Annotated in this window: 11 protein-coding genes and 1 tRNA gene; 5 read left to right on the forward strand and 7 right to left on the reverse strand. The window is 57.8% G+C overall.

The features are described 5' to 3' along the window. Window positions 1-84: 84 nt before the first annotated feature. Window positions 85-157 (forward strand) — tRNA-Trp (locus IGS16_RS21255). Between the two features lie 51 nt (window positions 158-208). On the opposite strand, the gene IGS16_RS21260 is transcribed toward IGS16_RS21255, so the two are convergent. The 5 genes from IGS16_RS21260 to IGS16_RS21280 form a co-directional block, all read right to left on the reverse strand. After that, window positions 209-3013: a GAF domain-containing protein gene (locus IGS16_RS21260; protein WP_297088933.1), complete on the reverse strand. Its 2805-nt coding sequence runs from the start codon at window positions 3011-3013 to the stop codon at window positions 209-211. A 926-nt stretch (window positions 3014-3939) separates the two neighbouring features. After that, the gene (locus IGS16_RS21265) at window positions 3940-4350 is read right to left on the reverse strand and encodes a DUF4332 domain-containing protein (protein ID WP_297088935.1); all 411 of its coding nucleotides are present in this window, start codon (window positions 4348-4350) and stop codon (window positions 3940-3942) included. A 272-nt stretch (window positions 4351-4622) separates the two neighbouring features. Further along, window positions 4623-6455 carry a threonine--tRNA ligase gene (thrS, locus tag IGS16_RS21270; RefSeq protein ID WP_297088937.1) on the reverse strand — a complete coding sequence of 611 codons (1833 nt, stop codon included), beginning with the start codon at window positions 6453-6455 and terminating at the stop codon, window positions 4623-4625. Window positions 6456-6634: 179 nt separating this feature from the next. Further along, window positions 6635-6973 (reverse strand): hypothetical protein, encoded by a 339-nt coding sequence (locus tag IGS16_RS21275; protein WP_297088939.1) that lies wholly within the window; start codon window positions 6971-6973, stop codon window positions 6635-6637. Between the two features lie 58 nt (window positions 6974-7031). Continuing rightward, window positions 7032-7346 (reverse strand): hypothetical protein, encoded by a 315-nt coding sequence (locus IGS16_RS21280; RefSeq protein ID WP_297088941.1) that lies wholly within the window; start codon window positions 7344-7346, stop codon window positions 7032-7034. Window positions 7347-7886: 540 nt separating this feature from the next. Here IGS16_RS21280 and IGS16_RS21285 point away from each other — a divergent pair. Together IGS16_RS21285 and IGS16_RS21290 are read left to right on the forward strand one after the other, a co-directional pair. Next, window positions 7887-9590, forward strand: coding sequence for an NAD-binding protein (locus tag IGS16_RS21285; RefSeq protein ID WP_297088943.1), 1704 nt, complete (start codon window positions 7887-7889; stop codon window positions 9588-9590). 89 nt (window positions 9591-9679) lie between these two features. After that, window positions 9680-12157 carry a glycosyltransferase gene (locus IGS16_RS21290; protein WP_297088945.1) on the forward strand — a complete coding sequence of 826 codons (2478 nt, stop codon included), beginning with the start codon at window positions 9680-9682 and terminating at the stop codon, window positions 12155-12157. Between the two features lie 31 nt (window positions 12158-12188). Here the strand turns inward: IGS16_RS21290 and IGS16_RS21295 are convergent, their stop codons facing one another. Then, on the reverse strand, window positions 12189-13040 hold the full coding sequence (locus IGS16_RS21295; protein ID WP_297088947.1) for a universal stress protein: 852 nt from the start codon (window positions 13038-13040) through the stop codon (window positions 12189-12191). A gap of 106 nt (window positions 13041-13146) precedes the next feature. Next, window positions 13147-13296: a hypothetical protein gene (locus IGS16_RS21300; protein WP_297088949.1), complete on the reverse strand. Its 150-nt coding sequence runs from the start codon at window positions 13294-13296 to the stop codon at window positions 13147-13149. A 206-nt stretch (window positions 13297-13502) separates the two neighbouring features. On the opposite strand from IGS16_RS21300, the gene IGS16_RS21305 reads away from it, so the two are divergent. Together IGS16_RS21305 and IGS16_RS21310 are read left to right on the forward strand one after the other, a co-directional pair. Beyond that, window positions 13503-15230 carry an ABC transporter permease subunit gene (locus IGS16_RS21305; protein ID WP_297088951.1) on the forward strand — a complete coding sequence of 576 codons (1728 nt, stop codon included), beginning with the start codon at window positions 13503-13505 and terminating at the stop codon, window positions 15228-15230. Window positions 15231-15276: 46 nt separating this feature from the next. After that, window positions 15277-16659, forward strand: coding sequence for a nitrate/sulfonate/bicarbonate ABC transporter ATP-binding protein (locus IGS16_RS21310; RefSeq protein ID WP_297088953.1), 1383 nt, complete (start codon window positions 15277-15279; stop codon window positions 16657-16659). Window positions 16660-16677: the final 18 nt, after the last annotated feature.

A 16677-nucleotide genomic window follows, 5' to 3' on the forward strand; every position in this document is an offset into this window, starting at 1 on the left:
GCTCAGCAATCTTCAACACTGGGCTAGGCTGGGCGATCGCAACCTGATAGACTGGATCCAACATGGCTTGAAAGCTTTAGCTTTGCGTCCTTAGTTCAGTTGGTAGAACGCAGGTCTCCAAAACCTGATGTCGGGGGTTCGAGTCCTCCAGGGCGCGTTTTCCAAGATTAATCAAGTCGCCTCCGCTCGGCGCAGCGCTCTGACCTTGCTAGCGTTTTGGTTTGTCGGGCGGCATTCCTAGGGCAATCGGCAGCAGCATCCGGCTGAGAATGCGGCCGTCTTCAAGCTGATACAGGCTCAGTTCGCTGCCCATCTGCTGCATGAGGGACTGGCAGATTTCCAGGTGCAGCCCTGGTGGCGTGTCGAGGATGGAGGGCGCAAGCAGGTCTTCGGGGCGGCCTGTTTGCAGTTCTTCGAGCAGGCGCGGTTCGATGATGCCGTTGTCGGTGATGGACAGTTCCAACCAGCGGGCATCCAGCGGGCGACACCACACGTCAAGGCGGCTGCCCGCGGGCGATCGCAAGCAGGCATTGGTCAACACTTCGTGCAGCACGAGCTCCAGCTTGGTCAGGTCGCCGCCGATGTCGAGGCTGCTTTCCTCGTTGTGAACTTGGTGCCAGAGCTGGCGCTGGCGAATCAGCGGCTCGACGCGCTCCATGGCCCGCTTGAGCAGCGAGGCCAGGGGGGTTGTTTCATATTCGCTGTGGAGTTGCCACTGCTCGTTTTTCAGCACCGGGGCGATCGCCGACAGCAGTCCGCCCAGTTGCCGCACGACCTGCTGATAGCGGTTGTTGGCCAGGGGGTCTTTTTGGTTGCTGAGTTCGTTGAGCCGTTTCACCCCAATGCCCAGCGCCCGGTAGATCTCTTCCAGTTGCCGATGTTTGTACCAGTTGATTTGCTCCAAATCGCGCTGTCGCAGGGTGAGGGCTTCCGACAGGATGAGGTAGCGCCGCGACCAGGCTAGCTGGCTAACGAGGGTTCCAAAGGCATTCAGTTGGCGCTCGTGCCAGTAGCGATCTAGGTGGTCTGCCACGATGACCATGCCACCCGGTTCATGCTCTGGGGTCGTCCGCAGGGCCATGACCAAAATTTGCCCAATGTCGCTGCCGTTGAGCCAGCGGCGTGTTTCGGCATCGATGTCGTCGATGGTGAGCGGGAGGAGACCGTCGGTGTGCTTGGCCCACTGCACGAGGGAGTCTGAATGGAGGGCGATCGCCGCATCCAGGTGAATCGAAAAGCGAGCATTGCCCACCACAGCGGCGGTAATGTAGCCCAGATTGCGACCGGGCTGCCAGGTGATCAGCGCCGCCAGGGGAACCTCCAAAATTTGAGCAATTTGCTGCATGGCTGAGCGCTCAAGCGTTTCCAGCGTGTGGATTTGCTGGAGGGTGGTCATGCCCCACTGAATCGTCTGGTTAATCTTTTGCTGCTGCTCGGTCTGCCGCTGGAGCTGCCACTGGTGCAGGATAACCCCGATTTGCTGGCTGGCGACGCGCAGCACGGCCCGTTCGGCGCGGTTCCAGGTGCGGGGCAGGTCGTGACCCAACACCACCAGCCCTTCGAGCGATCGCCCAATCGCGGTATGGCACACCACGACTGATTGCAGCCCCGCATCCAGAAACGCCTGCCGCCAGGCCATCAGCTTCAGGTCTTCGGTCAGGTTTTCAATGCCGACGGGATCGGTGCTGCGTTCCAGCATTTGCCAATCGACCTGGTTGAGCGCGTCTAGCCAAGGGGGCAAATTGCGCCGCTGCGACCCGTGGCTTTGATACACCACCTCAAAGCCCTCCTGCTCAGAACTGTAGAGCAGCACCGCAAAGGTTTCGGCCCGCAGCCGTTGGCTCAGCAAGTCGGAGGCCCGCTTCAGGGTTTGGTTCCAGTCATAGTCGCTAAAGATGGCGGTGGACAGTTCAGCCGTAAGCGCCTGATCCAGCTTCACCTGCTGAATGGTTTCTTCCATGCCTTCTAGGGGCGCAGTCAGAGCGATGAGTTGGGCCGCGCCGCGCACGTAGCTCTTCTCCTCATCTGACCAGATGCGCGGCTCGCTGCCCTCGACGGCCAAAAAGCCGTGTAGCTCGTTGTGCAGCAGGATGGGAGCCACCAGGAGCGATCGCGCCTGAATCTGCTGCATCAGTCGCCCCGTCACCTCTGCCTTGAGCGAACTATGGGCCTCGCCCACCGACACCAGTTGATCGGCCGCCAAGGCCTGATAGAAGCTGTTGACTTCTTGGGCAGTGAAACCCGTGATGGCTTGCCCGCTGCCATAACCACTGCCATAGCCGCTGCCATCGCGACTGCTGGCCCGCAGCCAAAAGTAGCGTCGCTCTGGCTCAAACCAATAGACGTTGGTGCGCGTAGGGGCAACAAAGCGCTGCGTTTCGTCTACCACCGCCGCCAGACGAGCGGAGAGATCCGGGAGCGATCGCAGCTTGCCCAACAGCGCCAGCAGCGGCTCGGCAGGGCGCTTGGTCTGTTGCCGCTGTCGCTCTGCTTCAAGCTGAAAGAGCGACGATGCCAGCGCTCCAAACACCATCGACAGTCGAGTTCGCTCGTCGGCATGGGGCGACACCCCCCAGAGAAACGACCCCAAAATCACCACGCCTAGGCATTGATCTCGATGCCGCAGGGGAAAGATAGAGGCTCCTTGAATGGCATACTTTTGGGCCAGCTTGCGCCAGTCGCCCGCCCGCATCTCTTCGCGCAGATCCGGCACGCCCATCGGCCGCTGCTGAATCACCACCTGCTCCATCAAATCGCCCGGATTTAGCCCAAACTGCTGCCGTAGCGGCCCTGGGTCGCCATTGGGCACGCGCCCACCCCGCCCGCGCAGACAGTGCCCCACCCGGTCGTAGGACGCGATCCAGATGAGCGAATAGTCGCATTCTTCCTCGACATAGGCGATCGCCGTCTCTACCAGCGCATCTTCAGTTTCCTCCTCACGCAAAGCCTGAAGAGTCTGTTTTAGAGTCGCCAGTTGTTTCTCAGGGTTTGACGGCTTTTTGGAAGAACCCATGTTGGCGTGACAATCGTGCGCGGGTATAACTATCTGGGAAAGTCCTGGGAAAAGTCTACGGAGAAATTTACAGGGAAATTGACAGGGAACAATCTGCGAAAAGCCTGGGTAAGCCAGTCGATAGGCAGCTACCGCAAGACTGTTGTCGGGCAGAGCGACTGAACGAGTCAGGTCAATCGTCTGAGCGTGGAACAGCCTAGCGCAAGTTTAAGAACACCCGCTGACCACTGTCGATTTCAAACGCTTTCAAACGCAGTCTTCGGGGCGGGGCTGGACAACCTGATGTGCGGGATCGACTTATTTTATCGACTTGTATTGGCTTGTATCGACTGAAATCCCGATTGGGATAGCACCCCAAAATTCTAATTACACCCTGCTGCTGAGTGCCAGTTTAAGTCTAATGACAGCTTAAATCTAGCGACAGTGTCGAAAGCTGTCTGTTGGGACAGAACGTTTTATAAGCTGCATCTGGATGGAGGTAGCCCTGGTGGTCAAATCCCAGTCCTTGATTGTCGAACAGGGTTTGTCGAATGAGCGGCTGGCGGGGTCTGGTTTTTGGGATGGCGCGGGCGATCGCCCCCCATGAATCTCCTGGGCTAAACATTCCTTGATCCACAAAACCGAGGACGCTCCCTGACGTGATCTAGAATGCCCCATCAGCGGGCGAGTCTATCTGGGAAGGCTCAAATATGGCTCGGCTCTGCTCAGCGTGGAGAGGTGTTTATCCCACAGGTCAAGCAGGGCCAAGATTCAGAGAGGTGTAGCGTTAAAACTACACGCTAGTGCTATGTCACAGCTAGAACCTAGGTTTGTCGTAAGCGTTTTAGCGCTGAAGCGCTTACGACGAGCCAAGGCATCACCCTAAAACTAAATCATGCCCCTGCACTAGCCCGCAGTGGCTTCCTCAGGCGGCGGATTTAGACGGATTAATACTGAATTACGCGGGGCAATTCCTTTGCCTGAGCGACCCAATTGGCAACGAGTATGGCTTCGGGCAACAGCTTGACGATGTTCTTTTCTTCGTTTAAGCGAACAATTTGCTGATGCAGGTTGTCGGGGTTGCGCTGGGCCAGTTCGGGCACGGTGTCTACGCCCGCCAGTTCCAGCAGGTCGGCATATTCTCGCCCGATGCCTTTGATGCGATACAGGTCGGCCAGGTTGAGCCAGCGCAGCAGATTGGCTTCGGGCAATCCGGTTGCCTGGGCCAACTGCTTGCGTCCGGTTGGGGTTGCGCCTTTTTCGAGCAGGGCTTCGGTGGTTTCGATGCCTGCTGCTTGCAGGGCTTTGGCGGCCGCGTCGTCAATGCCTTTGATTACGGTTACAGCGTTATCTTTCATTTTTAAGGCGATTAGATTGGGAGTTTGGAATGTGGGGCGATCGCCATTCTGCCGTCAGCCTGACCAACCATCTGCTTGAGACAGCGGTCGGCAGTGCATCCGCATGGCAAATCCCTAGCCCCTAATATCCGCTGTGGGCTACATCCCTGTAGGTAATCCGGGTGACATCCGAAAAAAGGGGCAGCAATCAGGAACGAAAGGAGAGCAAACGCGACCCTGCATCTCGTCCATTTGGAACTCGACTGGCTGACAATTGCCGCTAGAAATTGCTGCTAAAAATTGCCGTAGTGGGCGATCGCCCCCGTCAGCCGTTCTAGCACCTCCGCCACAGGTAACGCACCCAGCTCACCAGAGGCGCGGGTGCGGATGCTGAGGGATTGGGTTTCCATCTCCTTGGCTCCGATCACCGCCATCACGGGGATCTTGTCCTTCTCCGCATTGCGGATCATCTTGCCCAGGCGTTCACCGCTGGTGTCGAGTTCGGCGCGGATGGCGTGCGATCGCATCTGCTCCACCACCGACTGGGCAAAGGGCATCTGCTCCTCCGTCACGCACATCAGCCGCACCTGCACCGGAGCCAGCCACAGCGGAAAGTCGCCCGCGTATTCTTCAATTAAAATCCCAATCAGCCGCTCCAGCGAGCCAAAGGGGGCGCGGTGGATCATCACCGGACGCTTGCGGGAACCGTCTTCGGCGACGTATTCCAAATCAAACCGCTCCGGCAGGTTGTAATCCACCTGCACCGTGCCCAGTTGCCACTCCCGCTCGATAGCGTCGCGTACCATAAAGTCAAGCTTTGGACCATAAAAGGCAGCTTCACCAATACCGACAAAGTGGGGCAGATTCAGCGTTTCTGCGGCTCTTTGAATGGCGTTTTGGGCTTTTTCCCAGGCTTCGTCGCTACCGATGTATTTATCTGAAGCAGGATCACGGAAGCTCAGTCGCGCCTTAAAGTTTTTTAGTTGCAGCGCACCAAATACACTCTGAATCAAGTCCACTACTTTCATGAACTCGTCATCGAGTTGCTCTGGTGTGACAAACAGGTGTGCATCATCCTGAGTGAAGCCGCGCACGCGAGTCAGGCCGCCTAGTTCGCCCGACTGTTCATAGCGATAGACCGTGCCAAATTCCGCCAGGCGCATGGGCAGTTCTCGGTAGGAACGCAACTGGCTTTTGTAAATCTGCACATGAAACGGACAGTTCATGGCCTTCAGCACAAAGCCCTCTTCATGCTGTCGGGCTTCGTCGCTTTCTGCCATCATCGGGAACAGGTCTTCGCGGTATTTTTGCCAGTGGCCGGAGGTTTTGAACAAATCAACTCGGCCAATGTGCGGCGTGACGACGGGCAGGTAGCCGCGCTTGATTTGCTCCTGCTTGAGGAAGTCTTCGAGGAGCGATCGCAGCAGAGTTCCCTTCGGGGTCCACAGGGGCAGCCCCGGCCCCACGATGTCGGTGAAGATGAATAGTCCCAGTTCTTTGCCCAGCTTGCGGTGGTCGCGGCGCAGGGCTTCTTCTTTGCGGCGGTGATATTCCGCGAGTTGTTCTGGCGTTTCCCAGGCGGTGCCGTAGATGCGCTGGAGTTGGGCTTTGGTTTCATCGCCGCGCCAATAGGCTCCGGCCACGCTTTCTAGGGCGATCGCATCTGGATTCAGTTCAGCGGTCGATTCCACATGGGGCCCGGCGCACAGATCCCACCACTGGTCGCCCAGGTGATAAATCGTAATCGGTTCCTTCAAATCCGCCAGAATTTCTAGCTTATAGGGTTCGCCCAGTGCTTTAATGCGGCGCTCGGCCTCTTCCCGCGAAACCTCTTCGCGAATCACGGGCAGCTTGCGATTGATGATTTTGGTCATCTCTTTTTTGATCGCCTTCAGATCCTTTTCGGTAAAGGGTTCTGGGCTATCAAAGTCGTAGTAAAAGCCGTTCTCGATCCAGGGCCCAATGGTGACTTGGGCTTTGGGAAAGAGCTTCTGCACAGCCATTGCCATGACGTGGGAAGTTGTGTGCCGAATCTTCTTCAGCGTTTCCGATTCGCTGGTGCGCGGCAGATAAATCTTCTGGGCGGATTCGTCTTCGGGTTGTGCAGAAGGAACGGCGTTCGACATGGATTGGCTAACGGTTTGAGTAAAAAAGCAGGAATGGAATGGACGCTTTCTATCTTACACGCGAGGCTGGCTGACCGAGGTTCTGCCGCAGTTCTGAGGCTGGGCGGAATCGGGGCGATCGCCTCTGCTACCACTTTCGAGATCAGCTTCCCAAGCCATCGCGACTTCCAAGCCTATCGCTATCCGCCGCCGCCAGCATCGAGGGTCTGCTGCAAATAGCCATAGATGCCCAGCAATATCAGCAGAAACGCGCCGTAGCCTAGGATCGTGCTGCGGAGAAGCCTCCCAATCGGTTGCCGCGCCGCAACCCAGCCCAGCCAACCGAGCCACAGAGCGATTGGCAAACTGACCCACAGAAAAATTAGACCCAGCAGCTTTTTGGCGCGATCTAGCTCGGTCAAAAAGCCATCTGGAAAGCCCAACCCCTGCACTTCGAGGTAAATCATCCCCGACAGCGCGAGAACCAGAAACGCGCAGAGAAAAGCAGCGACCCGGTTGCTGGCTGAGGACTGTCTCATGGGCGATCGCGCTCTAGGCGCTGCTTTGAAACTGCAAGTATTGCTACAAAACTGCGACCTAATATTCCAAAAACACCATGTCAAAACTTTCAGGAATAGGGTGAGCTAAACCGGGCAGCGAGCGAGAGGCAGGTTCCTCCTGTTCGCGCAGGGACTCAACGCGGGTTTCCAGGGTGGCGATCTGGCTGTCTAGCGCCGAGAGGCGATCGCCAATTTGCTGGCGGCGCACCTCAAGCGACTGAAGCTCTTGCTGGAGCCGCTTCTTTTCGACAGAGAGCTTGTACAAATCCAGAAACGCGGCGGCTTCCGTCTTGGGGCGGGGCATGGTGCTAATTTTGGGGCGAATTGCGCCAGGAGTGGAGCGAGGACGCATAGGAATCACCAGTTGTGAAGGAGTTGTGAAGGGATTTGTGGGGTGTCTTATCAACAGTCCACGCTTAGTGTGCCCAGTCTACTGGAACGCTATCAGGGGACGGGCGCTAGCAACAGAGCGATCGCCCCATCTCATCCCTCAACACACCTCAAGAACCCTCCCTCTTCCCTCTTCGTTCTTCCCTCTTCGTTCTTCCCTCTTCGTTCTTCCCTCTCCCCCCCTGAGAACTGTAAACCTCAAAGTCCCAAAGCTTTACATTGGGTAAACATTTGCAGCATCGTGCCTGGGGCTACAGTTTGCCCGCACCGCCTGCCAAAAAATTGGTAGATCAGTAGATCAGAACTTGTGCCTGAAGGCCGTTCTGGGCTGTTTTTGAAGCTGCTTTTTCGAGCCTGGTTTTTCAAGACTGTTTGTTGAGTTTGTTTTTCGAGATGTTGGTTTTTCGAGACGTTGGAGCGCAGCGGGCGATCGCCTGTTCAGGCATAAACCATCAACCCTTGCGTCCCGCTGACAGAGCGTATGGCTGACAATCAGGAATTCATGAAACCAAGAATTATCGTTTGTGGTCTGGGTCGAGCGGGATACAAGATCTTTTGCCTGCTAAAGCAGCAGGGTGCGGCGGTGGTGGGGATCAACAGTCGCCCGCTGGCTCAGGCAGAGCAGGGCGGGGCAGACATCATCGTAGGCGACATGCGATCGGCAGCGATTCTGCTAGAAGCAGGCGTGCAAGAGGCTCATACGCTGGTGCTGGCCAGCAGCGACGACGCGCAAAATCTGGCCGTGCTGACGCAGGCGCGAGTGCTAAATCCTCGCATTCGCATTATCAACCGCCTGTTTAACACCAGCCTGGGCGATCGCCTCGACCACACGCTGCCCGATCACGTCAGCATGAGCGTGGCGGCGCTGGCGGCTCCGGTGTTTGCCTTTGCCGCGATGGGCAGTCGGGCGATTGGGCAACTGCGCCTGTTTGATCAGGTCTGGCCGATGCGGGAGGAATTTATCGACGAAACCCATCCCTGGCTGGGGCGACCGCTAAGCGAGCTCTGGGAAGACCGTTCGCGGATGCTGATCTATTACCTGCCAGAAAACAGCCGCATGGATCTGGTGTCGGGGGTGGTGCATGGGCAACTGCTGCAATGGGGCGATCGCCTGATTGTGGCTACCAAGCCCGAAGCCCAAGTCAGCGGGCGATCGCTCAGTGAAACGCTGCTCGTTTGGGGCAACCACCTGCGCCAATTTCAGCAGCATGTCCGCCCGACAGTAATGGCCATCCTGCTCCTGCTCGCGGCTATCCTGGGGGCTACGCTGCTCTACACCGAGCATGTCCGCGCCGATTTCATCGATGCCCTCTACTTTTCGGTAGGGATGATCACAGGGGCAGGCGGCAACGAAGGCGTGGCCGAAGGAGCGCAGCCCGAAATTAAACTGTTCACGGTGTCGATGATGCTGATCGGTACGGGCGTGGTTGGCATCTGCTACGCCCTGCTGAACGACTTGGTGCTGGGAACTCGGCTACGGCAGCTTTGGCAGTCGGCCCCCATTCCCCGCCGCAATCACTACATCGTCTGCGGGCTGGGCGGCGTGGGCATCCAAACCGTGCGCCAGCTCCACGCCAGCGGTGGCCGCGTAGTGGTGATTGAAAAAGATCCAGGCAATCGCTTTTTGAGCGCCGTGCGATCGCTGCGAGTGCCTGTGATTATTGGCGATGCCAGTCTGGCCTGCACGCTCCAGGATGCCCATATCGCTTCAGCACGGGCCCTGATCGCTGTCACCAGCGATGACGTAGCCAATCTGGAAATTGCCCTGACGGCCAAGGGGATTGCGCCCCGCATTTCCGTCATCGTTCGCAACCAGGACCCCCAGTTTGCACCGCTGGCAGAGCAGGTATTTGATTTTGAAGCCGTGCTGAGTCCGGCGGATCTGGCGGCTCCCTCCTTTGCAGCGGCCGCACTGGGCGGCCGCATCCTGGGCAATGGTATGGCCGGCGACAGCCTGTGGGTGGCCCTGGCAACGCTAATCACGCCGGGTCATCCCTTCTGCGATCGCCCCCTCAAGGAAGCCGCAATGGATGTCGATTTTGTGCCGCTGTACCTAGAGGCCGAACGCAAAACCACCCACGGCTGGAACCTGCTGGACGTGACGCTGCAAGCCGGGGACGTGCTTTATCTGACCATGCCCGCCACCCATCTAGAACAACTCTGGCGCACGGTGCCCTCGGAGGTAGGGGCCAGGGGAAGAGCGTAGGAACGCGAGGATGATGGGATGATGGGAGGTTGAGAAGCCCTCTCTTCCCTGGTTCATCCTGTCTCTGGTTCATCCTGTCTCTGGTTAAAATGCCGTTTCCCCTCACTGACCCCGCCTGGATCGAAACCCGCGATTTCCTGAAGCAACATGCCCATGAACTCGACGCGATTCTTGCGCCAAACGAGTTCATGGAGTTCTTTCCAGGCAACTATCACTACAACATCACCTACCTGCTGCCGCCGTCTCACTTCGACTATGTGGTGATGCACAAGGGCATGGTAGCGGAGGTCGAGCCACCCTTTGCGCTGGAGGTGCTGCGGACGTTTCAGCCGATTTTTGCCAATGCGGTGTTTGTGGTGTTTGCCAAGCAGCCGCCGGAGAACGCGCCGAAGGCAGCAGGGGTACACCTCCAGCCCTTGCTGAACCAGCTTGCGGTGGTGGAGGCGCAGCAGCGGGGCCAGGTAAAGCCGATTCGCTATGGCGTGACGATTACCACCTACAACCGACCAGAGAGCCTGGGGCGATCGCTCCCCCAGATCCTTCAGCTCGGTGCGCCCGTGGTGATTGTGGACGATGCCTCCAGTCCCGAAAACGCCGCCGAGAATCAGCGTATTGCCGACGAACACGGTGTTCCCCTCATCCACATTCCCGAAAATCGCGGCTTGCCCAACGCCATGAACGTCGGCATCGGCTACTGGCTAGCCGACCCCGCCATCGACTGGATTTCCTACTTCCAGGACGATGTGGACGTGCATCCCGACCTGTTCAAGATTCTGGAGCAGATCCAAGACCCCCTGGAGCGACCGATTCTGGCAGGGCGCGACGCGCTGGAGCATCCCACCTTTGCCAAGGGCAGCATTGCCGGGTACGAAGTGCTGTTTAAGCGCTCTATGCCGGGGCAACACCTGCACGCCCATCGGGACTATTGGGCTGGGGTGATGCCGATTCCTACGCCGTACCTGGGCGCACCCAAGCCGACGGGCGGCAAGCCGGGTCAGGGAGCCGATGAGGACTGGTGGATCACTGCCTGGTCGCCCCATGCCATTCCCAAGCGGGGCAAGTACTTGGTCTGCGTGCCGGGGCTGGTGCGGAGCTTCCAGATTACGGAGCAGGGTTCGACTTGGGGCAACATCAGCGAGCGGCAAGAGGACGGGCAGCCAATGGTAGATGCAGCGCTGAAGGAACTGGCGGTGCCTGCGGTGTCCAAGGCGGATGCGGTGGAACCTGTGGAGCGCGATCGCCCCCCAGAGCCGCCCTTGGCGGAACCTGTCTTGGCGGGTCTGAAAGTTCTCGTTGATGGCTACAACCTGCAACTGACTACGGGCACGGGCATCCGCACCTACGCGGTGAACCTGATTCGGGCGCTGACGGTGCTGGGGGCGGATGTGGACGTGCTGCTCAGCCGCAACAGCAACAAAAAAGACCCGATTTTGGACGAGGTGCTGTTTTTTGACGAGCAGGACGTGGGCGGGCGCAAGCTAGTCGAAAACCTGATGCTGATCAAAGACCTGCTGAAATCCTCCATGCCGTCGCTCTATCGGGCGTGGCGGCGGGAAGCCGTGGGCGAGGTGGTGCTAAAGCAGGGCAAGTTTACCGAAGATTTCATTCAGCTTGCCCGGTCGTACAACTTGCCCAAGTGCTACAGCGTCGCCAATGCGGCGTTCAACCTGTTTGGACGGTCTACTCAGGTGACAATTCCCGAAAAAATCGACCTGTGGCACGCCACGTTTCCCCTGCCCGTCAGCATTCCCGGTGCAAAGAAAGTCACCACGATTCATGATTTGATTCCGCTGCGCCTGCCCTATACCACGCTGGACAACAAGAAGGATTTCTACAACAAAGTGAAGCGATCGCTCAAGGATTCCACCCTCACGATCGCCGTGTCGGAACACACCAAAAAAGATGTGCTGTCCTACTTTGATGCCGACCCCGACAAAATCGTTGTCACCTACCAGCCCGTCAATATTAAGCCGTTGGACGCAACGCCAGAGGAAATCGGCGACTTCCTGAAGCGCTATCGGCTCGGCTATCAGAACTATCTGCTGTTTGTGGGGGCGATCGAACCCAAGAAGAACGTCGGGCGCTTGCTGGAGGCCTACGCCGCGCTGGAAACAGAGATGCCGCTGGTGATCGTGGGCAAAAAGGCCTGGTCCTTTGAGGACGACCTGGGGCGGCTGGATTATCTGTTTGACCCCGGTGCCAAGCAGGACGTGCGCCTGCTGGAATATGTCCCCGGTGATGCCCTGCGCTATCTGTATCAGGGTGCGTACTGTTTTGTCTTCCCGTCGCTCTACGAAGGGTTTGGGCTGCCGCCGATCGAGGCGATGACGATGGGCTGTCCGGTGGTCACGTCGAGCGCGTCCTGCTTGCCAGAGGTCTGCGGCCCGGCGGCACTGTACGTGAATCCCTACGACGTGGCGGATATTCAAGCCAAGCTAGAACAAATCTTGGGCGATCGCCCCCTACGCGACCATCTCGCAGAAACCGGGAAACAGGTGGCCCAGAACTTCAGCCTAAAGAACTACCTGAACCGGCTCAGCGCTGCCTACCTGAGGGCGATCGGCTAAGGTACGTCCTGTTGTGAACGGTCGCTCCTGGCTACGGATTCGGAATTCGCACCAGCAGCACGGGGCACGGCGCATACACCCGCACATAATCCGACAGCGATTGCCCCAGCAGCCGATCCAGGTCGGGCAATCCCTTGGCAATGGTGGGGCGGCGATCGGGCGAACCGAGCATCAGCAGGTCTACGTTCAGGTCTTCTGCCAGTTGGCAGATGCGTTCGCCGGGTTTGCCTTCGGGGGCGACGGTTTTGTAGGAAATGCCGTATTTTTTGGCTTCGGCGATCGCCGGAATCAGCACCGGATCTTCCTCTGGGTTCGCCGCAATTTCACCCGGCTTGAGCTTCATCTCCGGGTTAGTATGCACCAGCACCAGTTGCCCGCCCTTGATGTCGCGCAGGAAGGTAATAGCCAGCTTCAGCGTTTCCTTTGCCGAGTCGGACTTGTCCATCGCCACCATGATGCGGTTTATTTTCTTTACATAGAGATCATCCCGCACCAGCAGCATTGGCCGCGAGGCAAGCTGAAACACATACTGGCTGACGGAATTTTCCAGAATTGACTGAATCCGCTTCAGCCCGCGAGATCCCATGATGATCAGGTCGGCATCCACTTCATCCGCTACTTTTAGCACCACGTCTTTGGGTTCGCCCTCACGCAGCACTGCCGTCACCCGCGCCGGGTCAAGCTTCAAGTTTTGGATCGCTTGAGACAAAATCCTGCCGCCCTCTTCCCACTTGGCTACCATGTCATCGGCCGTCACCTGCGGCGGGACGACGTGCAGCACGGTCACCGTTGCCGCCTGAAAAATCGGAATCTCCATCAGGCTTTTGAGCATTTCTTCGGTATGCCCAGTGCCAGAATTTGCTAGCAAAATTTTCTCGATCATGCTTGCCTCTTAACAGCTTTTCAGTCAGAACAAGTTAAGTCAGAACAGATGTCTTAAAAAGAATGCTCAAATGACTAGAACATTCACAAAACACGCGCTGGAACGTTCACCGAAACATCGCAACGATGCCAATCCAGATGAATAGGCCGGCGATCGCCCCAATGCCCGAATCCCTTGCAATATCCGTATTCCAGCTTAAAATACGGCGGTCTGGGCTGCGGCGGAAATGATGTAAAAATTGACGTGCCTCAGACAAGAGTCAGATCGATGTGTCAGATTGATGTGTCAGATTGACGTAGACGTAATCGACGTAGCTGGAGAGCAAGCAAGGGCGATCGCCTATTCTGCCGTAGACTGCGTGTTCTACTGATCTTGCCCAACCAAATTCTCTTCCTCTAATCTGAGATGCTCTAAAGTACCTCTAAAGTCCTTCAATGTCCGCCCAGCGAGTATATCCGCGCCATGCGTACCTTCCCCACACCTGAAGCCCTCAAACGGTTCCCCTTCGGCCTTGCCGATATCGCCGTGATCCTGGGCACGATCGCCCTGCTTGCCCTGATCGGTCGTCTGGGGGCAGACATGATGGTTCGCTTTGCGCCGCCCGAAGTCTCACCCGAAATCGACCTCGACCCGCGCAATTTGCCTTACTATGCCGGGCGCTCGACCCTGCGGATGTTCATCGCGCTGGCGTTCTCCACCCTGTTTACGCTGATCTATGGGTATATTGCTGCCCGAAGCCGCCGCGCCGAGCGGATTATGATCCCGCTGCTGGATATTTTGCAGTCTGTCCCTGTGCTGGGGTTTCTGTCGATTACGGTGACAGGGTTTATTGCGCTATTTCCAGGGAGCCTGCTGGGGCTGGAGGCCGCGTCGATTTTCGCCATCTTCACCAGCCAAGTCTGGAACATGACCTTTTCGTTTTACCAGTCGCTGCGGACTGTGCCACAGGAACTCATGGAAGCCGCTCGGCTGTATCGGCTATCGGGCTGGCAGCGGTTTACGCGGCTGGAAGTTCCGTCGGCCATGATTGGGCTGGTGTGGAACGCCATGATGAGCTTCGGCGGGGGCTGGTTCTTTGTGGCGGCTAGCGAAGCCATCAGCGTGCTGAATCAGGAATACACGCTGCCGGGGATTGGCTCCTACGTGGAAAAGGCGATCGCCCAGGAGAACCTCTCTGCCTTGGGTTGGGCCATCCTGACCATTGCCATTGTGATTTTGCTGGTCGATCAGCTATTTTGGCGACCGATTGTCGTCTGGTCAGACAAGTTCCGCCTGGAGCAGAGCGCTGGGGCTGCGTCGCCCACTTCCTGGGTGTACGACCTGCTGCAAGCAGCCCGTATCCCGCGCACGCTGGGGCGGCTGCTGCGGCCGATTGGAGAATCAACCAAGCGGGTCTTGTCGGCCCTCACGCCACCACGCAGCACCTATCCAGAGAGCGATGGGCCTGGCGAAAAGGGCGATCGCCTGTTCAATCTGCTATTACTGCTGATCATCGGCGCAATCATCGCCTGGATGCTGCACTTTATCTTCAGAACAGTCGGCCCCGCCGAAGTCCTAAAAACCTTTTGGCTGGGGCTTTTGACCCTGCTGCGGGTGATGGTGCTGATGGTCATTGCCACGATCATTTGGACTCCCATCGGCGTGGCGATCGGGTTCAATCCCAAGCTGGCACGACTCTTGCAGCCCGTCGTGCAGTTCCTCGCGTCTTTCCCCGCAAACTTTATTTTCCCCTTTGCCACCCTTTTCTTTATCCGCACCAACATCAGCATCGAGTGGGGCAGCATTCTGCTGATGGCCCTGGGCGCTCAGTGGTACATCCTGTTCAATTCCATCGCTGGGGCCCAGACAATTCCCACCGACCTCCGGGAAATGGCAGACAACATGGGGCTGCGAGGCTGGCAGCGCTGGAGAAAAGTGATTATTCCGGGCATCTTTTCGGCCTGGGTAACGGGCGGGGTCACAGCCAGCGGCGGTGCTTGGAACGCCAGCATCGTGTCTGAGATTGTATCCTGGGGGTCTAGTACCCTCACCGCCACGGGGCTGGGGACTTATATTACCGAAGCCACTACCCTGGGTGATTGGCCCCGCATTACGCTGGGCATTGCCATGATGAGCCTGTTTGTGGTCGGTTTCAACCGCCTGTTTTGGCGGCGACTCTATGAACTAGCTGAGACAAAATATCATCTCTAGAAATCTAGAAAAATTCCTCTGAAACATCCGCTTCCAGGAGTGCCCCATGCCCCCCAAGACTCTTCCAGACACCCCCCTGATTGCCGTTGAGCAGGTGAGTAAAAGCTTTGCATCTCCTGAGGGGAAAGGAAGCTTCACGGTTCTCAGCAACATCAATCTTGCCATCTATGCTGGGGAAGTCGTGGCGCTACTCGGCCGCAGCGGGAGTGGCAAGAGTACGCTGCTGCGAATCATGGCGGGGTTGCTTTCGCCAAGCGAGGGTAGGGTCTACAGTAACGGACAGCCCCTCAAGGGAACGAATACCGACGTAGCGATGGTGTTTCAGAGCTTTGCACTGTTGCCCTGGCTGACGGTGCAGGAAAACGTTGAACTGGGGCTGGATGCTCAGGGTGTAGACCTGGCAGAACGACGACGGCGATCGCTCGATGCCATTGACCTCGTGGGGCTGGATGGGTTTGAAAGCGCCTATCCCAAGGAGCTATCGGGCGGCATGAAGCAGCGGGTCGGCTTTGCGCGGGCCCTGGTGCTACAGCCCAAAGTGCTGTTTATGGATGAGCCGTTTAGCGCCCTCGATGTGCTGACCGCAGAAAACCTGCGGGGCGAAATTGACGATCTCTGGAATGCAGGCCAGTTCCCGTCTCAAAGTATTTTGATCGTCACCCACAACATCGAGGAAGCCGTGTTTCTGGCCGATCGGATTGTGGTGCTGGGTGCGCGGCCCGGCTGCATTCGCGGCATTGTCACGGTCGATCTGCCCCGCTCCCACGATCGCACGCATCCCCGGTTCACCGCATTGGTGGACTATCTCTACACCGTCATGACCAACCCCGACCTGGAGGTGACTGGACTGGGAGTGGCTGGAGAAGTCGCCGCCAGCCCCGTTCCTGCCACCCGATTCGAGGGTGCGGCGGCCAGCAGCGTGCAGCGATCGCCCTACGAAATGCACTTACCCCACGCCCGCGTCGGCGGCATCAGCGGCCTCCTGGAGTTGCTGGTGGAAAAGCCCGATGGACAGGAAGATTTGCCCCGCCTGGCCGAGCGCCTGGGGCTAACGGTCGATGATCTGCTGCCCATTTTGGATGCGGCCGTTCTGTTGGGTTTTGCAACGGTCGCTGGCGGAGATGTGAGGCTGACGGAAGTGGGGCGAGACTTTGCCACCACCACCATCCTGCAAAGCAAAGACCTGTTCCGACAGCAGCTTTTGCGCCATGTGCCCGTGTTTGACAGTATTTGCAGCACCCTACGCGAAAAGCAAAACGGCTCCATGCGGGCAGACTTTTTCCTGGATCTGTGGGACGAACATTTTCCCCACGCCGAGGCAGAGCGCCAGTTCGCGACCGCTGTAGATTGGGGACGCTATGCAGAACTATTTGAGTATGACGCAGACGAGGAGCGGCTTTATCTGCCGGAAGCGCAGCTTGTGGCATAGGCGCACTGCTGGCATCAG

Origin of the sequence: Thermoleptolyngbya sp. C42_A2020_037 (assembly GCF_015272455.1) — a bacterium.
Taxonomy (GTDB): Bacteria; Cyanobacteriota; Cyanobacteriia; order Elainellales; family Elainellaceae; genus Thermoleptolyngbya.